Origin of the sequence: Streptomyces sp. NPDC053048 (assembly GCF_044547045.1) — a bacterium.
Taxonomy (GTDB): domain Bacteria; phylum Actinomycetota; class Actinomycetes; order Streptomycetales; family Streptomycetaceae; genus Streptomyces.
In genome coordinates this window covers 18,049-39,353 of sequence record NZ_JBITZS010000010.1, presented here as the reverse complement: position 1 = coordinate 39,353, position 21,305 = coordinate 18,049, and the positions used below count along the sequence as shown (strand labels likewise).

Sequence of the window (21,305 nt, the reverse complement as noted above, 5' to 3'; positions counted from 1 at the left end):
CCAGCCCGCCCCGGCCCCTCCGGTCCGTACGCCGGGTGCGGGCCGCCGGTGGTCCGGCGACGACGTCGGTTCGTGGGCGGTCACGCCGCCCGTCGGCCGGTTTGTGGGCAATCGTTCCGCAGGGCGGAACGGGTGGGCACAAACCCGACCACCGGGCCGCACCCGGAACTGGGCCGTATCCCGAACAGTGGGCACGGGGCCCGGCCCCTACGGCGCCCCCGTGATCACGGCCACAACCCTCGTGCCGGAGGCGAAGGCCCCCTCTTGGGCCAAGGCCGTCAGGCCGTACAGCATCTTCGCCACGTACAGCGGCTCCGGCTCCAGGCCGTGCCGCGCGGCGAAGTCCGCCGCGAACGTGTCCAGCCCAGCGGAGCGCTTCCCGTAGCCGCCGAAGTGGAAGCGGTCGTCCAGCGTCCATTCGCCCGTCCGCCCGCCGAAGGCGGCCTCCTGCAGGCGGAGCGTTTCGGCGCCCAGGAAGCCGCCCTTCAGTACGGGGAAGCCGATCGCCCGCGCATCCCCGGCCAGGCCGGCCGCCAGGCCCGCCAGCGTGCCGCCCGTGCCGCAGGCGACGCCCACCACGTCGGCCACGCCCCGCAGCTCGCGTCCCAGCTCCGCGCAGCCGCGCGCGGCGGCCGCGTTGCTGCCGCCCTCGGGGATGACGAAGGCCCCCGGCGGAACCAGGGCGGCCAGGACGTCCGGCTCGGTCTTGCGCCGGTACGTCGCGCGGTCGACGAAGCGCAGCCGCATCCCGTCGGCCGCGCAGCGCGCCAGGGACTCGTTGAGCGGGCGGTCCGCCAGTTCGTCGCCGCGCACGACGCCGATGGTCTCGAAGCCCAGCAGCCGGCCCGCCGCGGCCGTCGCGCGCAGGTGGTTGGAGTAGGCGCCGCCGAACGTGAGCAGCGTGCGGGCGCCCGACTCCGCCGCGGCGCGCAGGTTCGGCTCCAGCTTGCGCCACTTGTTGCCCGGCAGGGCCGGGTGTATCAGGTCGTCGCGCTTGAGCAGGAGCCGCAGGCCGTGCCGGGTGAAGCGCTCGTCCGTCACCTCCGTGAGAGGGGAGGGCAGGCAGGGCCGCAGCGACGCCATTTCGGCCGCGCCGGGGGGATTGTCGCTGGTCACGCTACCCATTTTGTACTCTTGCCCGGCCAGCAAGGAGAAACAGGAAGCACACCACCGTGGACTACCAGGCCGTACTCGAGGAAGTCGCCGCTTTCGCGCAGCCGCTGGTCGGCCGTGGACAGGTGGCCGACTACATTCCGGCCTTGGCCGAGGTGGACACCGCCCATTTCGGGATGGCAGTCGCCGACGTCGACGGCGGCGTCTACGGCGTGGGCGACTGGCAGCGGCCGTTCTCCGTGCAGTCCATTTCCAAGGCGTTCAGCCTCGCGCTGGTCCTGGCCGAGGGCGGCGACAAGATCTGGGAGCGGGTCGGGACCGAGCCGTCCGGCAATCCCTTCAACTCCCTGGTGCAGCTCGAGTACGAGCACGGAATTCCGCGCAATCCGTTCATCAACGCCGGTGCGCTCGTCGTGACCGACCGGCTGCAGACGCTGACCGGTGACGCCAGTACGACGATGCTGGAGTTCCTGCGGGCCGAGAGCGGCAATCCCGACGTCGCGTTCGACGCGGCCGTCGCCAAGTCCGAGTCCGAGCACGGCGACCGCAATGCGGCGCTGGCGCACTTCATGGCCAGCTACGGGAACCTGGACAATCCCGTCCCCACGGTGCTGGAGCACTACTTCTGGCAGTGCTCCATCGAAATGAGCTGCCGGGACCTCGCCCTCGCCGGCGGATTCCTGGCCCGCCACGGCCTGCGCGCCGACGGCACGCGCCTGCTGCCCCGCCGCGAGGCCAAGCAGATCAACGCCGTCATGCTGACCTGCGGCACGTACGACGCCGCCGGCGACTTCGCCTATCGGGTGGGACTGCCGGGGAAGAGTGGCGTGGGGGGTGGCATCGTCGCCGTCATACCGGGGCGCTGCACGCTGTGTGTGTGGAGTCCGGGGCTGGATGCGCGGGGGAATTCGGTGGCCGGTGTCGCCGCCCTTGACCACTTCACCACCTTGACCGGGTGGTCCGTTTTCTGAGCACCGGTGCGTTGCCGGGTGCGGCCCGGTGGTCGGGTTGTGCCCACCCTCCCCCAGCTACCGCTGGGAGGTGCCCCCAGCCCAGCGGAACGACTGCCCACAACCCGCGGCTGACAGGCGGCGGGAGGGGCCGGGGCGGGCTGGGACGGGCCCTGGCAGGGGCGTAAGGGTTATTTGCGGCGACCTGCCGGGTGAGCTCAACACGTAACCCGAGGCCGTAAATAATCCAGCCCCAGAAGGGCCCGGCCCAGACCGACCCGGCCCCGCCCCACAACGCACCCCGAACACGGGCCCGCACCGCACCCCCGCCCAAACTACGGGCAGCGAATCACCTGGCCCGCATACGACAGGTTCCCCCCGAACCCGAACAGCAGCACCGGCGCCCCCGGCTCCACCCTGCCGGAGGCAACCAGCTTCGACAGCGCCAGCGGAATGCTCGCCGCCGACGTGTTCCCCGACTCCGTCACATCGCTCGCCACGATCGCGTTGACCGCCCCCAGCTTCCGCGCCACCGGCTCGATGATGCGCAGATTCGCCTGGTGCAGCACCACCGCCGCCAGATCCGCCGGCTCCAGCCCGGCCCGCTCGCACACGCTGCGTGCGATCGGCGGCAGCTGGGTCGTCGCCCAGCGGTAGACGGACTGGCCCTCCTGCGCGAAGCGCGACGGCGTGCCCTCGATGCGTACGGCGTGCCCCATCCCGGGCACCGAGCCCCACACCACCGGGCCGATCTCCGGTTCCGCCGACGCCGTGACGACGGCGGCGCCGGCCCCGTCGCCGACCAGGACGCACGTGGTGCGGTCGGTCCAGTCGGTGACGTCGGTGAACTTCTCCACGCCGACGACCAGCGCGTTCCGGGCCGCCCCGGCCCGGATGGCGTGGTCGGCGCCGGCCAGCGCGTGGGTGAAGCCGGCGCAGACGACGTTGACGTCCATGACGGCGGGCGAGGGCAGCCCCAGCGCGGCGGCGACGCGCGCGGCGGTGTTGGGGCTGCGGTCGACGGCCGTGCAGGTGGCGACGAGGACGAGGTCGATGTCGGCGGCGGCCAGGCCGCTGTTGGCCAGGGCCTTTGCGGCGGCCTCGGTGGCCATGGAGGCGACGGTCTCGTCGGGGCCGGCGACGCGACGGGTGCGGATGCCGACGCGGGTGCGGATCCATTCGTCGCTGGTGTCCACCATGGTGGCCAGCTCGTCGTTGGTGAGCACCCTGGCGGGCTGGTAGTGACCGAGGGCCAGTACGCGAGACCCGGACATCGGCGGTTCCTCCTGCGCGCGAGTGATGCGGAAGCAACAGTCTTGACGCTCGGCGGGCCGTACCGGGTATGTGATCCGCCCAATGTTCCGGCTGGATCAGTGGCCGGTTTTCACAGGAACGCAGGGGAACGCCAATGGCCCCGGCCGCGAAGCGGCCGGGGCCATTGTGATCCTCGTCAGCGCAGCGAGAGGGCCGTGCGGAGGGTGGTGAACAGCTCGGTCTGGTCCGTCAGGCCGAGGACGCGGTGGGCCTGCGGGCCCTGGGCGGCGATGCGGACCTGGGTGCCGGTGTGCTCCTGGGCCTTGCCGGGCGTGTTGCTGGAGTAGTTGACCTTCAGCTGCTGACCCTCGTTGGTGATCAGCGTGGAGGACAGGCCGGGCGGGTTGGCCTCGAGCGGCACGATCTGGCTGGTGTGGCCGTGGTCGGCGGTGGTGACGACCAGGGTGTCGGGGTGCTTGGCGGCGTAGTCGCGGGCGACCTTGACGGCCCGGTCGAACGCGGCGGTCTCGCCGATCTGGCCGCAGGGGTCGGCGGCGTGGTCGCGCTTGTCGATGGAGGCGCCTTCCACCTGCAGGAAGAAACCATTCTTCTTGGCCTTGGGGGTGTCCATGAGGGCCAGGGCCTTGCGGGTCTGCTCCTCGAGCGCGGGGGTGCCCGCCTTGCGCTCGGGGTTGTTCGTCACACAGCGCTGGGCGGCGGTGCCGCCGACGGCCGCGTTCTTGCCGGTCCACTCGACGGGGACGTTGCCGTCGGCGAACAGGCCGAGGAGGGGCGTGCCGGGCTTGGCGGCCTTGAGGCCCTTGGCGTCGGTCACGACCTGGTAGCCGAGCTTCTCGGCCTGCTGGGTGACGGTCAGGCCCCGGTAGCGGCCCTCGGTGATCTTCTGGTCGAAGCGGGCCTTGCCGCCGCCCAGCAGCACGTCCACCTTGTGGTTCACGCTCTGCTCGGCGATGGAGCCGGGGCCGCCCTTGGCGATCGTGTCGTTCGGGCAGGCCTTCATGTCGGCCGGGCCCTGGCAGCTGCGGTCCGTGGCGTGCGAGGCGAGGGCGGCCGGGGTGGCGTCGGTGAGCTCGGCGGTGGTGACGCTGCCGGTGGCCAGGCCCTTCTTCTGGGCGAGCTCCAGGATCGTGGGGATCGCCTTGTCGGTGCCGGGGGTCTTGGAGAGCCGGCCGTTGACCGTCTTCTGGCCGGTTGCCCAGCCGGTGGCGCTGGCGGCGGAGTCGGTGACGTAGTCCGGGCGGCCGTTCTTGTCGACCGCGTAGGTGGTGTACGAGCCGGTCATCGGGAACCGGTCCATGTTGAGGCGGCCGGCCGCCCCCACGGTGTAGTCCCGGGCCAGGGTGATCTCGGAGTCGCCCATGCCGTCGCCTATGAGCAGGATGACGTTCTTGGCCTTCTTGGCGCTCGAGCCGTGGCCGGCGGCGGCCTGCGCCACGTCCGACCGACCGCCCTCCGTCGCGGCGGCCGCGGCCGGGACCGCGACACCGGCGGCGAGGAGTGCGGCGGCGCCCCAGGCGAGACGGCGGCGGTACGGACGAGAACCCATGAATTCCTCCTAGCTGGACCGTGGCGGAGTGCCCGGCAGAAGGAAGCTCACCAGGGGTGGGTGTACCGCGGGGGACGTCCAGGTGAAGTCGAGGTCACCTGGTGCTGTCGACAGTCCGCGGCGGAGTGCCGACCGGAGCGTCGGGCGCGTTGTCGTTGTCGTTCTTCATCGCCTTCGCCTCGCTCCTGAGGATGCGCAGGGACCTGCCCAGCGCGCGGGCCGTGTCGGGCAGGCGCTTCGACCCGAACAGGACGATGACGACGAGCACGACCACGAGGACGTGCCAGGGTTCCAGGGCATTGCGGAGCACGGACGCCCCACCACCTCTCATCCGACGCTTGGACCTGATGCCGTAACGGTGGTCCACACCATACTTGCTAGATTGCGCAACTGGACAACCAAAGTCTCCGGCAGGCCGTCTCACCGGGCGACAGGCACGGAACGGGGGAGCGATGAGGGCGCGGATATGACTGGCAGGCGGAGGAAGCCCAAACACCGGCGGATGCGGGTCGTCCTCGTGGTGGTGGTGTCGTTCGCGGTGCTGGTGGCCGCGGGGGCGGGGTGGTTCTACCTCAAACTCAACGGCAACATCAGCACGTTCGACGCCGGCGGACTCTCCAAGAACCGGCCGGGGGCGAGCGCCGCGGGCAGCAACGTCCTGGTCATCGGCTCCGATTCGCGCTCCGGCGACAACAGTTCGCTGGGCGGTGGCGACGGCGACGTGGGCCGGTCGGACACCGCCTTCCTGCTGCACGTGTACGGCGACGGCCGGCACGCCGTCGCCGTCTCCATCCCCCGGGACACGCTCGTCGACATCCCCTCCTGCAGGAACCCCGACGGCAGTTGGACGGAGGAGCGGCAGCATGCCATGTTCAACTCGGCCTTCTCGGTGGGCGGCTCACCCAAGGGCAACCCCGCCTGCACCCAGAACACCGTCGAGCGGTTGACAGGGCTGCGCGTGGACCACACCGTCGTCGTCGACTTCGCGGGCTTCTCCGCGATGACCTCGGCGGTGGGCGGCGTCGACGTGTGCGTGCCCACCGACGTCTACCAGGGCGACCTCGATCCCCACCGCGGCAGCCGCGGGAACCTGCTCTTCCCCAAGGGCCGGCAGAGCGTCTCGGGGCAGAAGGCGCTGGACTACGTGCGCGTACGGCACGGGATCGGCGACGGCTCCGACATCGGGCGAATACAGCGGCAGCAGGCCTTCGTCTCCGCGATGGTCAAGAAGGTGCGCGCGCAGGGCTTCAACCCCACGACGCTGCTACCGCTCGCCGACGCGGCCACCAAGTCGATGACCGTCGACCCGGGGCTGGGCTCGGCCGACAGGATGCTGTCGTTCGCGATGTCGCTCAAGGACATCGACCTGCACGACATGAAGTTCGTGACCCTGCCCTGGCGCTACGACGGCAACCGCGTCGCGATCGTCCAGCCCGACGCGGACGCCCTGTGGGCCGCGCTGCGGGCGGACCGCACGGTCGACGGCAAGGACGCGGGCAAGGGTGCGGGCAAGCGCGGCGGCGAGAGCGGCGCGCCCTCGGCCCCCGCCTCCCGTCCCACCGCCTCCGATCCCGCCGTCTCCGATCCCGCCGTCTCCGGCGTGACCGCCCCCTCGCCGTCCGGCTCCCCGGTGACCTCCGCGCCGCCCGGAACGTTGTCTTCCGGTGTGGTGGGCGGCGTCCGCTCGGCCGACGACGACCCCTGCGCCAACCTTTCCTACGGCTGACGGGCGCCGGGGAGTGGGCAGCATGGGCGAGCGGGAACGCAAACGCCTGAATAGTCCGTTTTCATGGTAGGTGCAGAGCAATCCGTGACCGCAAGGAGCCATGCCATGTCCGCCACTGCTGTCGCCCGAGGGCTGACCAGGCCGGTACTGGCCCTGATCGTCGTCCTCCTCGCGCTCCTCGCCCCGGTGGGCGTGGCGTCCGGCGCCCCCGCGGCCCCACCCGCCGCGAGCACCACCACCGCCGTGACCGGGCTGGACACCGCGGCCGAGGCGCTGCGCAAGAACCCCGTCTACGTCGACCCGGCCGTCTCCGAGCGGCTCCCGGCCGCCGACGCCGAGGCCCTGGCGAGGAAGATCAAGGACGCGGACAAGCCGGTGTTCGTCGCCGTCCTGCCCGCCACCCCCGAGTACCCCAAGGCCACTGTCCTGCGGGACCTGCGCACCAAGGTCGGGCTCGCCGGCGTCTACGCCGTCCATCTCGGTGACGACGCCTTCAACGCGGCCGCCGACCGCACGGTGATGCCCCGCAGCGCCGTCGCCAACCTCGTCGGAGCCGTCCAGCGGTCCGGCGGTGACACCGCCACCCAGCTGGAGAGCTTCGTCGACCAGGCCGGCCGGCTCGCCAGGGGGCACTCACCCGGCTCCTGGGGCGGCACCACCGACGAGGGCATCGGGGCCACCGGCCTGATCACCGGTGGCGCGATCGTCGTGGCCGGCGGCGCGGGCGCGTACGCCGTCTACCGGCGCACCAAGCGCCGCAGGGAGGAGCGCGAGCGGGCCGAGCTGGACGCGCTGCGCGTGGTGGTCGACGAGGACATCACCGCCTTCGGCGAGGAGCTCGACCGGCTGGACTTCTCGCCGTCCGAGGCCGGCGCCACCGACGAGATGCGGGCGGACTACGAGCGGGCGCTGGACGCCTACGAGGACGCCAAGACGAGGATGGCCGCGGCCACCGGGCCAGGCGACGTCCGCGGGGTGACCGAGGCGCTGGACAACGGGCGGTTCGCCCTCGCCACCCTCGCCGCGCGGCGCGGTGGCGCACCGCTGCCCGAGCGGCGGCTGCCGTGCTTCTTCGACCCGCGGCACGGACCGTCCGTCGAGGACGTGCAGTGGGCGCCGCCCGGCGGCGCGGCGCGCACCGTGCCGGCGTGCGCCGCCGATGCCGCGCGGCTGGCGGACGGCCAGGAGCCCATGTCCCGGCAGGTGCAGACGGCGGAGGGGCCGCAGCCCTACTGGAACGCCGGGCCCGCCTACGCGCCGTGGGCCGGCGGCTACTTCGGCGGCGGGCTGCTGCCGGGTCTGCTGATGGGCACCATGCTGGGCGGGATGCTGCACGGGCCCGCGTACGCGGCCACCCCGGAGGCCGGCCCCGAAGGGGGCGAGTACACCGGTGCCGACTACAACCCGGACGACTTCGGGGGCGGGGGCGACTGGGGCGGCGGCTTTGGCGACGGGGGCGGGTTCGGCGGCGGGGACTGGTGAGCTCCCGGCTCCCCGTTCGCCTCAGGCGCCTGCCCGGCCGGCATCGGCCGGCCGGCGCCTGAGGCCGAAGCGCAGCAGCCCCGCCCCGTACAGCGCCAGCACCACCGCCAGCAGCCCGTAGTACAGCGGCGGCAGCGGTGTCATCGACAGCCATGCCCCCACCGGCGACAGCGGCAGCAGCAGGCCCGCGGCCGCCAGGCCCGCCACCGCGGCCCGCACCGGCCCCGGCGCGCGGGACGGGCGCAGCAGCAGGATCACCATCGCCTGCGTGAGCAGGTTCTCGGTGAACCATCCGGCGTGGAACGCCTCCTCGCCCCCGGCCCCGCCCAGCGAGCGGACCGCCGCGAACAGCACCGCGAACGTCGCGAGGTCCGCGGCGGCGTTCAGCAGGCCGAATCCGGCGACGGAGCGCAGCAGTGCCCGGGGCCGCAGGACCGCCGGGCGGGCGTGGGCCCGCTCGTCCGGGCGGTCGAAGGCCAGGGCCAGCTGGGCGGCGTCGAAGAAGAGGTTCTGCACCAGTACCTGGGCGGGCAGCATCGGCAGGAACGGCAGCAGCAGTCCGGCCACCAGCATCGCGATGACGTTGCCGGCGTTCGACGACAGTGTGATGCGCAGGTACGAGGCGATGTTGGCGGTGCTGCGCCGGCCGGTGACGATGGCCCGGTCCAGGGCGGTGAGGTCCTTCGAGGCCAGGACGACGTCCGCCGCCTCCCGGGCCACCTCCACGCCGCCGCGGGGGCAGACGCCGACGTCGGCGGCGTGCAGGGCTGCCAGGTCGTTGACGCCGTCGCCCAGGAAGCCGGTGGTGTGCCCGCCGGCGCGCAGCGCGCGCACGACGCGGGCCTTGTGCTCGGGAGCGCAGCGGGCGAAGACGGTGGTCCGGGCGGCGAGCGAGGCCAGCGCGGCGTCGTCCAGGGCGTCGATCCGGTCACCGGTGACGGGGTTGCCGGGCTCCAGGCCCAGTTCGCGGCAGGTGCGGGCGGCGGTGCCGGGGTGGTCGCCGGTGAGGACCTTCACCGTGACACCGTGCCGGGTGAGGTCGGCCAGTGCGGTCGCGGCGGTGGGGGCGGGCGCGTCGGCGAGGGCCACGAAGCCGGTGAAGGTCAGGTCGTGTTCGTCCGCGGACGTGTACGGGCGTTCGCGGGCGGGCCGTTCGGCGCGGGCGACGGCCAGGACGCGCAGGCCGTCGGCGGCCAGCGCGTCCGCGCGGCGGGTCAGGCGTGCGCGTTCGGCGTCGTCCAGGGCGCAGCGGGCCAGGATGTCCTCGGCGGCGCCCTTGACGACCAGGGTGTGGGTGCGTGCCAGCGCGAAGCGGGGGTCGCCGGGGCGGCGGACGACGGCGGTGGACAGGGGGCGGCCGGGCCCGCAGGGCAGCGCGTCGACGCCCTCGTACCCGGCGTCGTCGTCCCCGGCGGCGTCGAGGATGGCCTCGTCCAGGGCGTCCGGTACGGGCAGCTCGGCGAGGTGCAGCGTCCACAGGGCGTTGACGGCGGCCCAGTGGAGCACGCCGGGGTCCTCGTGGCCGTCCGCGTCCTCGGCGCGGGCGAGGACGGGCCGGTCCTCGGTGAGGGTGCCGGTCTTGTCCACGCACAGCACGTCGACCGCGCCGAGGTCGTGCAGGGCGGGCAGCCGTCTGACGATCACCTGGCCGTCGCGGGCGAGCAGCGCGGCGCCGCGGGCCAGCGCGGTCGTCACGATCACCGGCAGCATCTCGGGCGTCAGCCCGACCGCCACGGCGACGGCGAACGGCAGTGTCTGCGGCCCGTGGCCGCGCAGCAGCGCGTCGGCGATCAGGAAGAGCGGGGCGGTGAGGAGCATCAGCCGCACGACGGTCCGGGCGATGCCGTTGACGGACCGGTCGAAGGGGCCGGGCGGGCGCGGGCGGTGGGTGTGCCGGGGGAGGGCGCCGGAGAGCAGGGTGTGGCCGCCGGTCGCCACGACGACGGCGCTCGCGGTGCCGGAGACGACGCTGCTGCCCTGGAAGCACACCTCGCCCGCGGCCGCGGACTTCGGGGCCGGTGCCGACTCGCCCGTCAGCGCGGCCTCGTGCACGGTCAGGCCCGTCGCGCGCAGCAGCCGCAGGTCGGCCGGGACGAGGTCGCCCGGGGCGAGCAGGACGACGTCGCCGGGGACGAGCTGGTCGACCGGGACCTCGCGGGTCGTGGCGGGCGTGGTGCCGCTCGCGCGGCGGCGGACCGTCGCCGTGCCGGCCACCAGCTCGCGCAGGGCGGCGGCCGAGCGGTCGGCGCGGTGTTCGCCGGTGGCGCGCAGCACGCAGCTGATCGTGGCCAGGACGGCGATCACGGTGGCCGTGCCCCAGGCGGCGACGGCCGCGGAGACGAGGCCCAGGCCGAGGAGGACGGCGGTGAAGGGGTCGCGCGCGGCGCGGGCGAGGCGGCGGGGCCAGGAGTCGGGGCGGCGGCCGGGGAAGACGTTCTCGCCGTGCCGTGCGAGGCGGGCGTCCGCTTCCGCCTCGGTCAGTCCGCGCGGCCCGCTGTCGAGGGCGCGCAGCACTTCCAGGGTGGTGCCGCCCGCGCCCGTCCGGTGGGCCGTACGGGCCTCAGGCGCCCAGGCCACGGAGGCGTCCGGCGCCGGCCGTGTCCCGGCCGGGCTCGGTGGTCCTGCGGTCGGCGAGCTGGCCGACCATGAGGCGCACGATGGTCACCACGTCGGGGTCGTCCACCAGGTACACCACCCGGCGGCCCTCGCGCCGGGAGCGCACGAGCCCGGCGAGCTTGAGCTTGGCCAGGTGCTGGCTGATCGCCGGCAGCGCGCCGCCCACCCGCTGGGCCAGGCCGCTGACGTCGCTCTCGCCCTGGGCCAGTGCCCAGACCAGGTGCAGGCGGGCGGAGGAGGCGAGCAGGCCGAAGGCGGCGGCGGCCTCGGCCAGCACCTCCGCGGAGGGGTCGGCCTTCTCGCGCGCGTCGCGGGGGTCGTCGAAAGACCCTTCGACACTCTCGAAGCTTCCGACGCCTGCCGTCACTGTCGCTCTCCCGTCCCCAGCGGTCGGGCTCATGCCCGGGAAGGCCCCAGTCTAGGCACCGTGGCCGGGCCCGGCCGTCCGACATGCACCTGCCGCGTACTGGGCAGATGTATCCGCAGGAATCGGTTGTAAGGGGGAGGGTGTGGCAATCTCAGGAATTATCAGTGCGATCGTGATCGGCGCGGTCATCGGGCTCCTGGGCCGGCTGGTCGTGCCGGGCCGCCAGCAGATCGGGGTACTGGCGACGATCGTGGTCGGCATCGTGGCGGCCTTCGTGGGCGCACTGATCGGCCAGGCACTCGGCCTGTACGACTCCAAGGGCATCGTCTGGCTCGTCTGGATCATCCAGATCGGCCTGGCCGCCCTGGGCATCGCGGCGCTGGACCGTCACAAGCGGCGGTCCTGACGCCCCCGGGCCGGCCCCCGCCGCGGTCAGGAGAGCTTGCCGTCGTAGTCCGGCAGCTTGAACGTCCGCTCCGCGTGCCCGCCCACCAGGTCGGTGGTGTTGTTCCCGATGTTGGCGATGATCGTGTAGCCCTTCGCCTCGATCTCCGCCCGCTTGGCGGTCTTGTACGTGCTCACGCCCTGGAAGAGGTCGGGGAGGTGGCGCACGTACAGGCCGCTGACGGGGTAGCCGACCTGCCGCAGGTTCCAGTCGGTGACCGGGTCGAGCACCCCGGGCCGGGCGGTGACGAAGAAGATCGCGGCGCCGCGCGCGTGGGCGTACCGGGTCAGCTCCAGGACGGGCTTGATCGCCGGGGTGGGGATCTTCGTCCAGTGGAAGTCCGTCTCGAGCGAGCTGTTGTCTATGTCGAGCACGATGGCCTGCTTCTGTGTGCCGGCCTCGGCGGTGCGCGCGGCGACGTAGGGGGTCGCCCGGTCGATGACGGCCTGGACGTCGCGCTGCCAGGTGGCGTAGTCGACGCCCTTGAGGCCCGCGGTGCCAGACGTCCGCGCGGGGGCGGGCTCCGCCGCCTCGGCGGAGGGCGTGGTCGCGGCCACCGTGGCGAGGGCGGTGACGGCGACGAGGGCGGCGGCGGTGCGGCGGGTCGTGATCGATTCGCTCATGGATGGCATGCTCACGACGGGTGGTGGCCGGTGGGGAACGGCCCGGTGGAGCGCGGATGGCCGACGGCCGACCTTTCCCCGCCGGTCCGGGCCCCCTCACCCCGTCCGGCGTGCCACCGCTACCGTCACCAGCGCGCCCAGCGCCAGCAGCCCGCCCAGCCACAGCGCCGCCGGCACCGACACCGCGTCCACGGTCCGCCCGCCCAGCAGCGCACCCAGCGCGATCGCCACGTTGAAGGCCGCCACGAACAACGCCGACGCGGCCTCGCGGGCGTGCGGTGCCGCCGCCAGCAGCCGGCTCTGCGTGCCGACCGACACACCCCCGTACGCGAGCCCCCACCCGGTCAGCAGGACGGCCGCCACCAGGGGCGTGGCGCCGTCGGCGAGCGACACCGCCGGGATCACCACTGCCAGCGCGCCGGAGAGCACCAGCAGGACCCGGCGCGGCCGCCGTACCGCCACCGCGCCCGCCAGGAAGTTGCCCGCCACCCCCGCCACGCCGTAGGCGAGCAGCAGCACACCGATCGTGCCACCGGCGGCGCCCGGCACCCGTTCCAGGGCCGGGCGGACGAACGTGTAGCCCGCGAAGTGCCCGCTCACCAGCAGGAGTACGGTCAGCAGCCCGGCCCGCACCGGAGCGTCGCGCAGCAGGGCGAGCAGCGCTCCGCCGCCCGTCGCCGGTTCGGGCGGGAGCGGCGGCAGCAGCACGGCGAGTGCGGCGGACACCGCCAGTGCCACCACGCCGATCACGGCGAAAGGCGCCCGCCAGCCGCCCAGTTCGCCGATCAGGGCACCCGCCGGCACCCCCAGCACCGAGGCCACCGCGATCCCGCTGAAGATCACCGAGGTGGCCGTGCCCACGGACACCGCCGGTACCAGCCGTACCGCCAGCCCGGCGGCGACGGCCCACACGCCCCCGATGCACACCCCCACCAGGACCCGCAGCCCCACCAGCACCTCGATGCCGGGCGCGCAGGCCGTCAGCAGGTCGGCCACCGCCAGCAGCGCCATCAGGCCCACCAGCAGCACGCGCCGGTCCAGCCGCCCCGCCACCGCCGGCACGGCGGGCGCGGCCACCGCGGCCACCAGGCCGGGAACCGTCATCGTCAGCCCGGCCGTGCCCTCCCCGACGCCCAGGTCCGCCCCGATCGGGGTGAGCAGCCCGACCGGCAGCATCTCGGTGGTGACGACCGAGAACGTGCCCGCCGCCAGGGCCAGGACGGCCGGCAGGCCGCCCGCAGACTTGATCTTTGCCATGGCTCCAGCCTCGGCGGCGCGCCCTGCGGGAACAACGGCCGTTCCCTCATGCTTCGATGAGCACCGCTCATCGATCGAACGGGCGGGGGAGGCGGGCACCATGAACGGCGGACCGGTCGGCGGTCTGGAACTGAAGGAACTGGAGTGCTTCCTGGTCCTCGCCGAGGAACTGCACTTCGGCCGCACCGGCGAGCGCCTGTACGTCTCCCAGAGCCGCGTCAGTCAGCTGCTGCGCTCCCTGGAGAGCCGTATCGGCGCCCGCCTCGTCGACCGCACCAGCCGCCGCGTCGCCCTCACCCCGCTCGGCGAACGCCTCCTCGCCGGGCTGCGCCCCGCCTACGCCGCCCTCAGGGAGACGGTCGAGGACGCCCGCCGCACCGCCCGCGGCATCGAGGGCACCCTGCGCGTCGGCTTCCAGGGCACCGCCGGCGACCGCGTCATGACGGCCGTCGCCGCCTTCCAGGCCCGCCACCCCGGCTGCGCCGTCGAGATCACCGAGATCCCGCTCGGCGACCCCTTCGGCGCCCTCCACCGCGGCGAGGTCGACACCGCCGTCGTCCTGCTGCCCGTGCGGGAACCCGCCCTCGTGCTCGGGCTGGTCTTCTCCCGGGAGCACCAGACCCTCGCCGTCTCCGCCCGCCACCCCTTCGCACGGCGGCCCGCCCTGCCGGCCGAGGACCTCGCCGGGTGCCCCCTCGTCACGCCCGCCGCCACCGCCCCCGCGTACTGGCGCGCCGCCCAGGCCCCCGAACTCACCCCCGGCGGCCGGCCGATACCCCGGGGCCCGGTGGTGACCACCCTCCAGGAGGGCATCACCCTGGCCGCCGCCGGCCGCGGCGGGATGCTCCTGTGCCGGCCGACGGCCGACTACCACGGCCGCCGGGACGTCGCCTTCGTCCCGGTCACCGGGCTGCCCGAGTCGGCCCTCGGGCTCGTCTGGCACCGGGACGCCGAGACGGCACGGGTACGGGCGTTCAGCGGGTTCGTCGCGGAGGCCGGATGACGGGCCCCGCCCTCACCTCCGCTCGGGCCGGTCGCGCACGCAGGGGAACTCGCCGTGCGGGCCCCACGACGTCCTGCGCACCTTGCTGTCCAGAACCCCGCACTCCAGCGCCACCTCGGGGCCGTTCTGCGTGTCGTGCAGGATCAACAGCCGCTTGTCCTCCGGCACTTTGCCGCCCGTCTCGAACGTCAGCATCCCCGTGGCACCGCGCTTGCCCTCCTCGCCACCGACCCCCGTCTCCAGGACGGTCTGCACCGTGCCGCGCACGATGGCGTCCGTGTGCGAGTCCTGGCGCGCGGTGTTGACCGCGCCCGCCAGCAGCCGCAGCGCGTCCCAGGCCAGCGGCGCGCGGCCGTCGTTGCCCCACAGGTCCCGGGAGCCGTGGGCCCGCGCGTACGCCCTGCGGAAGGTGTGGCCGTTGTCGTTGGGCCAGTAACTCCTGGGCACCGCATGGGCCGCGTAGTACAGCCGCAGCCCCGGGTGCTTCGCACTGGGCTGCTCCGAGTCGACGACCGCGCTGGTCAGCGTGTTGCCGCCGAGCACCGTCAGCCGGCCCTGGCAGTTCGTGCCGGCCTGGAACTCGTCCAGGAACGCCGCGAACTCCTTCTCCCGGCTCGTCCAGTACACCACCGTCCGCTCGTCCGCCTCGATCTGCCGGCAGACGATCCCGGCCACCTCCGACCACTGGTCCGCCCACTGCGTCCGGTCGTCCTGCGGCACCGGGCGGCCGGGCTTGCGGTCGGGGTCGTACCAGACGGTCGTGGTGTCCTCGAACTCTCCGGTGAAGCGCTTGCTCAGGTTGTCGCTGAAGCTGTCGGTGGGATCGGCGACGACCACCGCCCGGCGGGCCGGGGCGCACCGGCCCGGCGAGGTCTCCACCATGTTGCTGCGCCGGGCGAAGTCGGCGGCGATCCTGGCCTCGCGCCTGTTGTCGGGCGCCACCTGCCGGTACATGACGTTGTCCTGCATCTGCTCGGCGGTGGCCACCGTGCCGATCATCGGCACCCGGGCCTCGCCGAGGATGTCCCGGGCCCGCAGGGTGTCCTTGCGGCTCTGCCCGAGCCCGACGACGCCCATCAGCTGCTGGTCGCCCTTCTCCTCCCGCACCCCCTGGGCGATCCGCTCGGCCACCGCCGGCGCCTTGGAGAACCCGGGGCCCGCGTCCTCGGCGACGACCCTCAGCAGCACCTTGTTGCGCACGTCCCGCGTCGCCTCCGCGTTGACCTGCGCCTGGGCGAGCGCGATCCCGCGCACCTCCGGGATGGAGCCGTTGTACAGGCCGTCGGCCCAGTTCTCCACGGTGACGGCCGGGCCCAGGTAGACGACGGTGCGCACCGGCATCCCGAGCCGTTTCGCCGCCGCCTCCGCCCACGCGTTCTGGCCTTTGATGTCCGCCAGCGCCTGCTCGTACAGCTCCTTGGGGCTCCGGTCGCCGACCGTGCCCGGCGTCGCCGGCTCCGGCATGGTGACGGTCGCGTCGACGCACCGGGTGCTGTTCTCCTTCAGCAGCGGCACCACCCCGTAGTGGCCCACCAGCGACAGCGCCGCCACCCCCGCCACCACCATGCCCAGCGCCTCGACGCGCGGCGGGCCGTCGGAGAAGACCTTGCCGGGCTGGATCTCCGGATAGCCGCGCAGCCGGCTCTCGGCCTCCTCGTCGGGGCTCCCGTCGAACGGCGGCACCGCCACCGTGACGGACCGGCCCCGGCCGCGCCCCGGACTGCGGGTCCAGGAGTCGACCGTGGTCGTGGCCGCCGCGAGCGTCTGCGCGCTCTCCTCACCGCTCCGGCCCACCGCGAGCAGCACCACGGCGGTGCTGCCGGTCTGCTCGACAGCCTTCGGGAACCCCCGCACCAGGCCCTCGGTGAGCGACCCGGCCACCCCGGCACGCGGCAGGACCAGGACGAACCGGCTCCGCCGCCGCCTCACCCACGGCGACAGCCCGCGCCCGCGGACGGCGGCCTCCAGATCGCTCAGCAGGGCGCACAGCAACGCGTCGTCCCGCTCCCGGACGACCGCCTCGTGGTGGGCGAAGAAATCGCCGCGCCCCGGCTGGGCGCCCGCCCAGCGCCGGAACCAGCCGCCCTTGCGCATCATGCGCCGCTGCTGCGCCCGCCCGTACAGCCAGCGCGGCAGCAGCCCGAACAGGGGCCGGCGCGTCCAGTGCCACACCCAGCCCGGGATGCTCGAGGGCACCTGGTCGCCCCCGCTGATCGCGTGCAGGGCCTTGAGGACGTGGGAGTCCTTGCGGCGCTCGGTCCAGCACTGGTTGCGCAGGTCCCGGGCGCGCACCGCCGCCTGGTCCTCGGTGGACCGGGCGTCGGCGAACGCGCGCAGCAGCCGGTAACGCGGCAGCCGCAGCCGGCCGAAGCCGCCGGGCCGGTTCTCCAGCAGGCCCTCCTCGATCTGCTCGAAGACGTCCTTCACCCGCACGCCGTCGCCGCGCGGCCGCGCCTCCTGCACGCGCGCGTACGGGACGAGCGCCCGCCCCCGGACCCGCAGCCGCAGGCACTCGCCCTCGGCGACGTCCTGCGCCTCGCCGCCGCGGCCCAGCGGGACGAGCACGATCCTGGCGGAGGGCCCGCGCCGGGCCGGCGGCACCAGGACGAATTCCTCGAACGCGGTGACGAAGTCCCCGGCCGACGGCAATGGTGGAATCGACACAGCCACGCCTCACCCCCGTGCGGCCCGGCGCCGGGCCGCCAACAGCCGTGCGCAGCACCGCATTGCGCGGCGCTTCGGGGCAGGACGACTGCCCCGCGGCCCATCATCCTCGGACCGCCGGTGGTGTGCCAGCGCTCCGGCTCACTTCGCCGTGGCGGTCACCACCACCCGCGCCCCGGCCCGCTGCTCGGCGTGCACGTACACCGTGGCGCGCTCCCCCGGGGGCACGGTCCGGGTGCCCGTCCGGGCCGGGCCGCCGACCGCGATCCGCCAGCCGCGTGGTGACGGCGGCAGGAAGAGCTCCGTGGTGCCCGACGGTCGCGGCGCGTAGGACAGCCGGTACCCGCCCGGCCGGTACGTGTCGGAGTGCACCACTCCCGCCACGGCGGGCGCGTAGGGCCGTACCGTGCGCTCCTTGTTGGGCTGGAAGCGCCCGTCCGCCTCGAGGGCGCAGTAGCCGCCCCCGTAGCACCACTGCCAGCTCGCCCAGCCCGACGCGTACCGGCCGATGGAGGAGATGGCGTCCTCGTAGAACCGGCCCATGTGGGGCAGCGAGCTGTTCAGCGGCCCCCACTCGCCGACGACGACCGGGATGCGCTGCTGCCGCGGGTAGTGCACGATCTCGCGTTCGTAGGCCTCCAGCCAGCCGGAGGCGGGGTCGTAGTCGCGGCCCGCCTCCATCGCCGCGTTGTAGAAGTGCGGGGCGTAGACCACCTTGGGGTCGTGCACGCGGCCCAGGCCCGTGGGCCGGCCCTCGCCCGCGGCCGGGGTGGGCTCGACGAACAGCCAGGTGCGCTTGTCGACGCGGCGGATGGCGTCGGCGATGCGGTTGTACATCGGGGTGACCTGGGTGGCCTCGATGCGGCGGGCGGCGGCGAACATGTCCTCGCCGGGGCGGATGCGCCCCATCGGCTCGTTGATCAGGTCGTAGCCGAACACGGCGGGATGGCCGGCGAGCCGTGCGGCCAGCACCTGCCACATGCGGGTCTGGGCCTCGCGCAGGTCGGCGTCCTCGTAGAGGTGCTCGAAGGCGGCCTGCACGGCGGGCTCGAAGTACTCGGCGAACCAGTCGTCCGGATGCGGGCGGTAGGGCAGCCCGTCCGTGCGCGTGGCCCACGCGGGAATGCCGCGGTGGTCGCCGAAGGCGGGCCCGTAGATGTCCTGGTGGGCGTCGACGACGACCCGGACGCGGTAGGTGTGCGCCCAGTCCAGGACGCGCTCGATCTTGCGGAGGTAGCGCTCGCTGTACTGCCCGCGCCGGGGCTCCAGGTCGTCCCAGAACACCGCCAGGCGGGCGAAGTTGAAGCCCCGCCCGGCCAGGTCCCGCAGGGAGCGTTCGGTGATGTCCTCCAGGGCCCGCTCGCCGCGGTGCTCCTTGTCGGCGAGGTTCCAGCCGCGCAGGGTCAGGGCGCGGCCCCACTCGTCGGTCAGGCGGGGGATGCCGCCCTCCGCGGCGGCGGGGGAGGGACCGGCGGAGGGCGAGGCCCCGGCGGAGGGCGTGAGGAGGGCGGCCAGGACAGCGGCGGTTACGGCGAGGAACGCCGCCTTGCGCAAGCGTCTCTTCGGCATCCCTGGTTCATACCGTCAGCACGACCTTCCCGAACAGGTCACCGCTGGACATCTTCTCGAAGCCCTCGCGCGCCCGGTCCAGCGGCAGCACCGAGTCGATCACCGGCCGCACGCCCGTGGCCGCGCAGAAGCTCAGCAGGTCCGCCAGCTCCTCCTTGGTGCCCATGGTCGAGCCGACCACGTTCAGCTCCAGGAAGAAGATCCGGGTCAGCTCGGCGGCCGGCGGCCTGTCGCCGCTGGTCGCACCGGAGATGACGAGCGTCCCGCCGGGCCGCAGGGACTTCACCGAGTGCGACCACGTCGCCGCCCCGACCGTCTCGATCACGGCGTCCACGCGGTGCGGCAGCCGTGCCCCCGGCGCGTACGCCTCCTCGGCCCCCAGCTCCAGGGCGCGCTTGCGCTTGACCTCGTCGCGGCTGGTGGCGAAGACCCGCAGCCCGGCCGCCGCGCCCAGCACGACCGCCGCCGTGGCCACCCCACCGCCCGCGCCCTGCACCAGGACGCTCTGCCCCGGCCGCAGCCCGGCCTTGGTGAACAGCATCCGGTAGGCGGTCAGCCAGGCGGTCGGCAGACAGGCCGCCTCCTCGAAGCTGAGCTGTCCCGGCTTGGGCAGCACGTTCCACGCCGGGACGGCGACGCGCTCGGCGAAGGTGCCCTGGTAGCGCTCGGTGAGGATGGAACGGGGCTCGTCCGGGCCGACACCGTGACCGCTCTGGCCGATCACGGAGTGGACGACGACCTCGTTGCCGTCCTCGTCGATCCCGGCGGCGTCGCAGCCGAGGATCATCGGCAGCGCCTCCTCGCCCAGCCCCACCCCGCGCAGCGACCACAGGTCGTGGTGGTTGAGGGAGGCGGCCCTGACGGTCACGGTCGTCCAGCCGGGCCGCACCTCGGGCTCGGGGCGCTCCCCCAACTCGAGGCCGCGCAGCGGCTGGTCACGGTCGATGCGGGCGGCATAGGCGGCGAACATGAGCCGAACCTAACCCCGGGGGCGGGACGAGGGAACCTCGCGGCGGTGTGACACGCGCATCTCTTGCGGAGGCCGTCCGTCCCCGAACGCGACGGGGGCCGGACCGCGACCGGTCCGGCCCCCGCACCACGGCCGGGTGGTGCCGGCGCGCTAGCGGCGCGCCACGCCCTCGGCGCGCGCCGCCGCCGCGACGGCGGCGGTCACGGCCGGGGCGACCCGCTCGTCGAACGGCGAGGGGATCACGCACTCGGCGCTGAGCTCGTCGGCGACCACGGCGGCCAGCGCGTCCGCCGCCGCGAGCTTCATGCCCTCGGTGATCCGCGACGCCCGCACCTGCAGGGCGCCGGCGAAGATGCCGGGGAAGGCCAGCACGTTGTTGATCTGGTTCGGGAAGTCGCTGCGGCCGGTGGCGACCACCGCCGCGTACTTGTGGGCGACGTCCGGGTGGATCTCCGGCGTCGGGTTGGCCATGGCGAAGATCAGCGCGTCCTTGGCCATCTTCGCGACCGCCGGCTCCGGGACCGTACCGCCGGAGACGCCGATGAAGACGTCGGCGCCGTCCAGCGCGGCCTCCAACGAACCGGACAGACCGGCCTTGTTGGTGAAACCGGCCAGCTCGCGCTTGACGTCGGTGAGGTCCTCGCGGTCCTGGGAGACGATGCCCTTGCGGTCGCACACGGCCACGTCGCCGATGCCGGCCTCCACCAGGATCCGGGCGATGGCGACGCCCGCGGCGCCCGCGCCCGAGATCACGGCGCGCAGCTCGCCGAGCGTACGTCCCGTCAGGCGCGCGGCGTTGCGCAGCGCGGCGAGGGTGACGACGGCGGTGCCGTGCTGGTCGTCGTGGAAGATCGGGATGTCCACCCGCTCCTGCAGCCTGCGCTCGATCTCGAAGCAGCGCGGGGCGGAGATGTCCTCCAGGTTGATGCCGCCGAAGGACGGCGCGAGCCGGGCGACGGTGTCGACGATCTCGTCGACGCCCCGGCAGTCGAGCGCGATCGGCACCGCGTCCACGCCGCCGAACTGCTTGAAGAGGATGGCCTTGCCCTCCATCACGGGCAGGGACGCCTCGGGACCGATGTCGCCGAGGCCCAGCACCGCGCTGCCGTCCGTCACGACCGCGACGACCTGGGACTTCCACGTGTAGTCGTGGACCAGGTCGGGTTGTTCGGCGATGGCGCTGCACACCTTGGCGACGCCCGGCGTGTAGGCGAGGGACAAGTCGTCCTTGTCCCGCACCGGGACGGTCGCCTGAACCGCCATCTTGCCGCCACGGTGCAGCGCGAAAGCCGGATCGAAGAGCTCGTCCTGAGCCCTGTCGTCCGCACCGCCGTCGCTGCGAGGATTCACGATCTCCGCTGCCACTTTTATTGACCCCTTTGTCGAAAGTGCTCATCGAGGGTAACCGCCCCTGGGTTTGTGGAGCGGGTCGGGCACATGTCCGCGGACCGGACGGAGGATGGCCACCGTGCGACGGAACCGGTACGGACAAAGCGGGCGCGCCGCACACGCGCGCCCTGAGCCCCGGGTGAGGGGTTGTATCTGGTCTTTCTACCGGATGAGCGCTACGGCCGACGAGTGAGTTCCGGGCCGGTGAGCGCCGACTGGGGGAGTGTGATCCGGCCGGAAACGTGTGAACCGGTCTCCGGGGGGCCAATGTGTCCACAGAGTGAGACGGAACGGGCGTGACGTGGGTCTC

Annotated in this window: 17 protein-coding genes; 5 read left to right on the top strand and 12 right to left on the bottom strand. The window is 73.7% G+C overall.

Annotation, left to right across the window (positions count from 1 at the left end):
* Positions 1-207: 207 nt before the first annotated feature.
* Complete coding sequence (locus tag ACIG36_RS25970; RefSeq protein ID WP_399932443.1) at positions 208-1,125, bottom strand: 1-aminocyclopropane-1-carboxylate deaminase/D-cysteine desulfhydrase; 918 nt, start codon at positions 1,123-1,125, stop codon at positions 208-210.
* A 47-nt stretch (positions 1,126-1,172) separates the two neighbouring features.
* On the opposite strand from ACIG36_RS25970, the gene ACIG36_RS25965 reads away from it, so the two are divergent.
* Positions 1,173-2,084, top strand: a complete 912-nt coding sequence (locus tag ACIG36_RS25965) for a glutaminase (RefSeq protein ID WP_399932440.1) — start codon at positions 1,173-1,175, stop codon at positions 2,082-2,084.
* 314 nt (positions 2,085-2,398) lie between these two features.
* Here ACIG36_RS25965 and ACIG36_RS25960 read toward each other — a convergent pair whose 3' ends face one another.
* The 3 genes from ACIG36_RS25960 to tatA all read right to left on the bottom strand — a co-directional run bounded on the left by ACIG36_RS25960 (position 2,399) and on the right by tatA (position 5,194).
* Positions 2,399-3,337 (bottom strand): beta-ketoacyl-ACP synthase III, encoded by a 939-nt coding sequence (locus ACIG36_RS25960; protein ID WP_399932437.1) that lies wholly within the window; start codon positions 3,335-3,337, stop codon positions 2,399-2,401.
* A gap of 176 nt (positions 3,338-3,513) precedes the next feature.
* Positions 3,514-4,884, bottom strand: coding sequence for an alkaline phosphatase (locus ACIG36_RS25955; RefSeq protein ID WP_399932435.1), 1,371 nt, complete (start codon positions 4,882-4,884; stop codon positions 3,514-3,516).
* 94 nt (positions 4,885-4,978) lie between these two features.
* Complete coding sequence (tatA, locus tag ACIG36_RS25950; protein ID WP_399932433.1) at positions 4,979-5,194, bottom strand: Sec-independent protein translocase subunit TatA; 216 nt, start codon at positions 5,192-5,194, stop codon at positions 4,979-4,981.
* Positions 5,195-5,350: 156 nt separating this feature from the next.
* Between tatA and ACIG36_RS25945 the strand changes: the two genes are divergently transcribed.
* Entirely contained in the window at positions 5,351-6,610 is a 1,260-nt protein-coding gene (locus tag ACIG36_RS25945; protein WP_399932430.1) for an LCP family protein, read from the top strand.
* 105 nt (positions 6,611-6,715) lie between these two features.
* A complete protein-coding gene (locus tag ACIG36_RS25940; RefSeq protein ID WP_399932427.1) occupies positions 6,716-8,092 on the top strand; it encodes a hypothetical protein in 1,377 nt (458 codons plus the stop codon).
* A gap of 21 nt (positions 8,093-8,113) precedes the next feature.
* On the opposite strand, the gene mgtA is transcribed toward ACIG36_RS25940, so the two are convergent.
* Both mgtA and ACIG36_RS25930 read right to left on the bottom strand, forming a co-directional pair.
* Positions 8,114-10,669 carry a magnesium-translocating P-type ATPase gene (gene mgtA / locus ACIG36_RS25935; protein ID WP_399932424.1) on the bottom strand — a complete coding sequence of 852 codons (2,556 nt, stop codon included), beginning with the start codon at positions 10,667-10,669 and terminating at the stop codon, positions 8,114-8,116.
* Positions 10,653-11,075 (bottom strand): ArsR/SmtB family transcription factor, encoded by a 423-nt coding sequence (locus ACIG36_RS25930; RefSeq protein ID WP_399932421.1) that lies wholly within the window; start codon positions 11,073-11,075, stop codon positions 10,653-10,655. Before ACIG36_RS25930 ends, mgtA begins: the two co-directional genes overlap by 17 nt.
* Before the next feature lie 142 nt (positions 11,076-11,217).
* On the opposite strand from ACIG36_RS25930, the gene ACIG36_RS25925 reads away from it, so the two are divergent.
* A complete protein-coding gene (locus ACIG36_RS25925) occupies positions 11,218-11,481 on the top strand; it encodes a GlsB/YeaQ/YmgE family stress response membrane protein (protein WP_399932417.1) in 264 nt (87 codons plus the stop codon).
* Between the two features lie 26 nt (positions 11,482-11,507).
* On the opposite strand, the gene ACIG36_RS25920 is transcribed toward ACIG36_RS25925, so the two are convergent.
* Complete coding sequence (locus ACIG36_RS25920; protein WP_399932415.1) at positions 11,508-12,143, bottom strand: HAD family acid phosphatase; 636 nt, start codon at positions 12,141-12,143, stop codon at positions 11,508-11,510.
* A 96-nt stretch (positions 12,144-12,239) separates the two neighbouring features.
* A complete protein-coding gene (locus tag ACIG36_RS25915) occupies positions 12,240-13,400 on the bottom strand; it encodes an MFS transporter (protein ID WP_399932412.1) in 1,161 nt (386 codons plus the stop codon).
* A 100-nt stretch (positions 13,401-13,500) separates the two neighbouring features.
* On the opposite strand from ACIG36_RS25915, the gene ACIG36_RS25910 reads away from it, so the two are divergent.
* Positions 13,501-14,403, top strand: a complete 903-nt coding sequence (locus ACIG36_RS25910) for a LysR family transcriptional regulator (protein ID WP_399932409.1) — start codon at positions 13,501-13,503, stop codon at positions 14,401-14,403.
* Positions 14,404-14,415: 12 nt separating this feature from the next.
* Here ACIG36_RS25910 and ACIG36_RS25905 read toward each other — a convergent pair whose 3' ends face one another.
* From ACIG36_RS25905 to ACIG36_RS25890, 4 genes are all read right to left on the bottom strand, one after another.
* Positions 14,416-17,067 (bottom strand): ABC transporter substrate-binding protein, encoded by a 2,652-nt coding sequence (locus ACIG36_RS25905; RefSeq protein WP_399932407.1) that lies wholly within the window; start codon positions 17,065-17,067, stop codon positions 14,416-14,418.
* A gap of 141 nt (positions 17,068-17,208) precedes the next feature.
* A complete protein-coding gene (locus ACIG36_RS25900; protein ID WP_399932404.1) occupies positions 17,209-18,636 on the bottom strand; it encodes a cellulase family glycosylhydrolase in 1,428 nt (475 codons plus the stop codon).
* A gap of 7 nt (positions 18,637-18,643) precedes the next feature.
* Positions 18,644-19,606 (bottom strand): zinc-binding dehydrogenase, encoded by a 963-nt coding sequence (locus ACIG36_RS25895; protein WP_399932401.1) that lies wholly within the window; start codon positions 19,604-19,606, stop codon positions 18,644-18,646.
* A 150-nt stretch (positions 19,607-19,756) separates the two neighbouring features.
* On the bottom strand, positions 19,757-20,971 hold the full coding sequence (locus ACIG36_RS25890) for an NADP-dependent malic enzyme (RefSeq protein WP_399932398.1): 1,215 nt from the start codon (positions 20,969-20,971) through the stop codon (positions 19,757-19,759).
* Between the last annotated feature and the right edge of the window lie 334 nt (positions 20,972-21,305).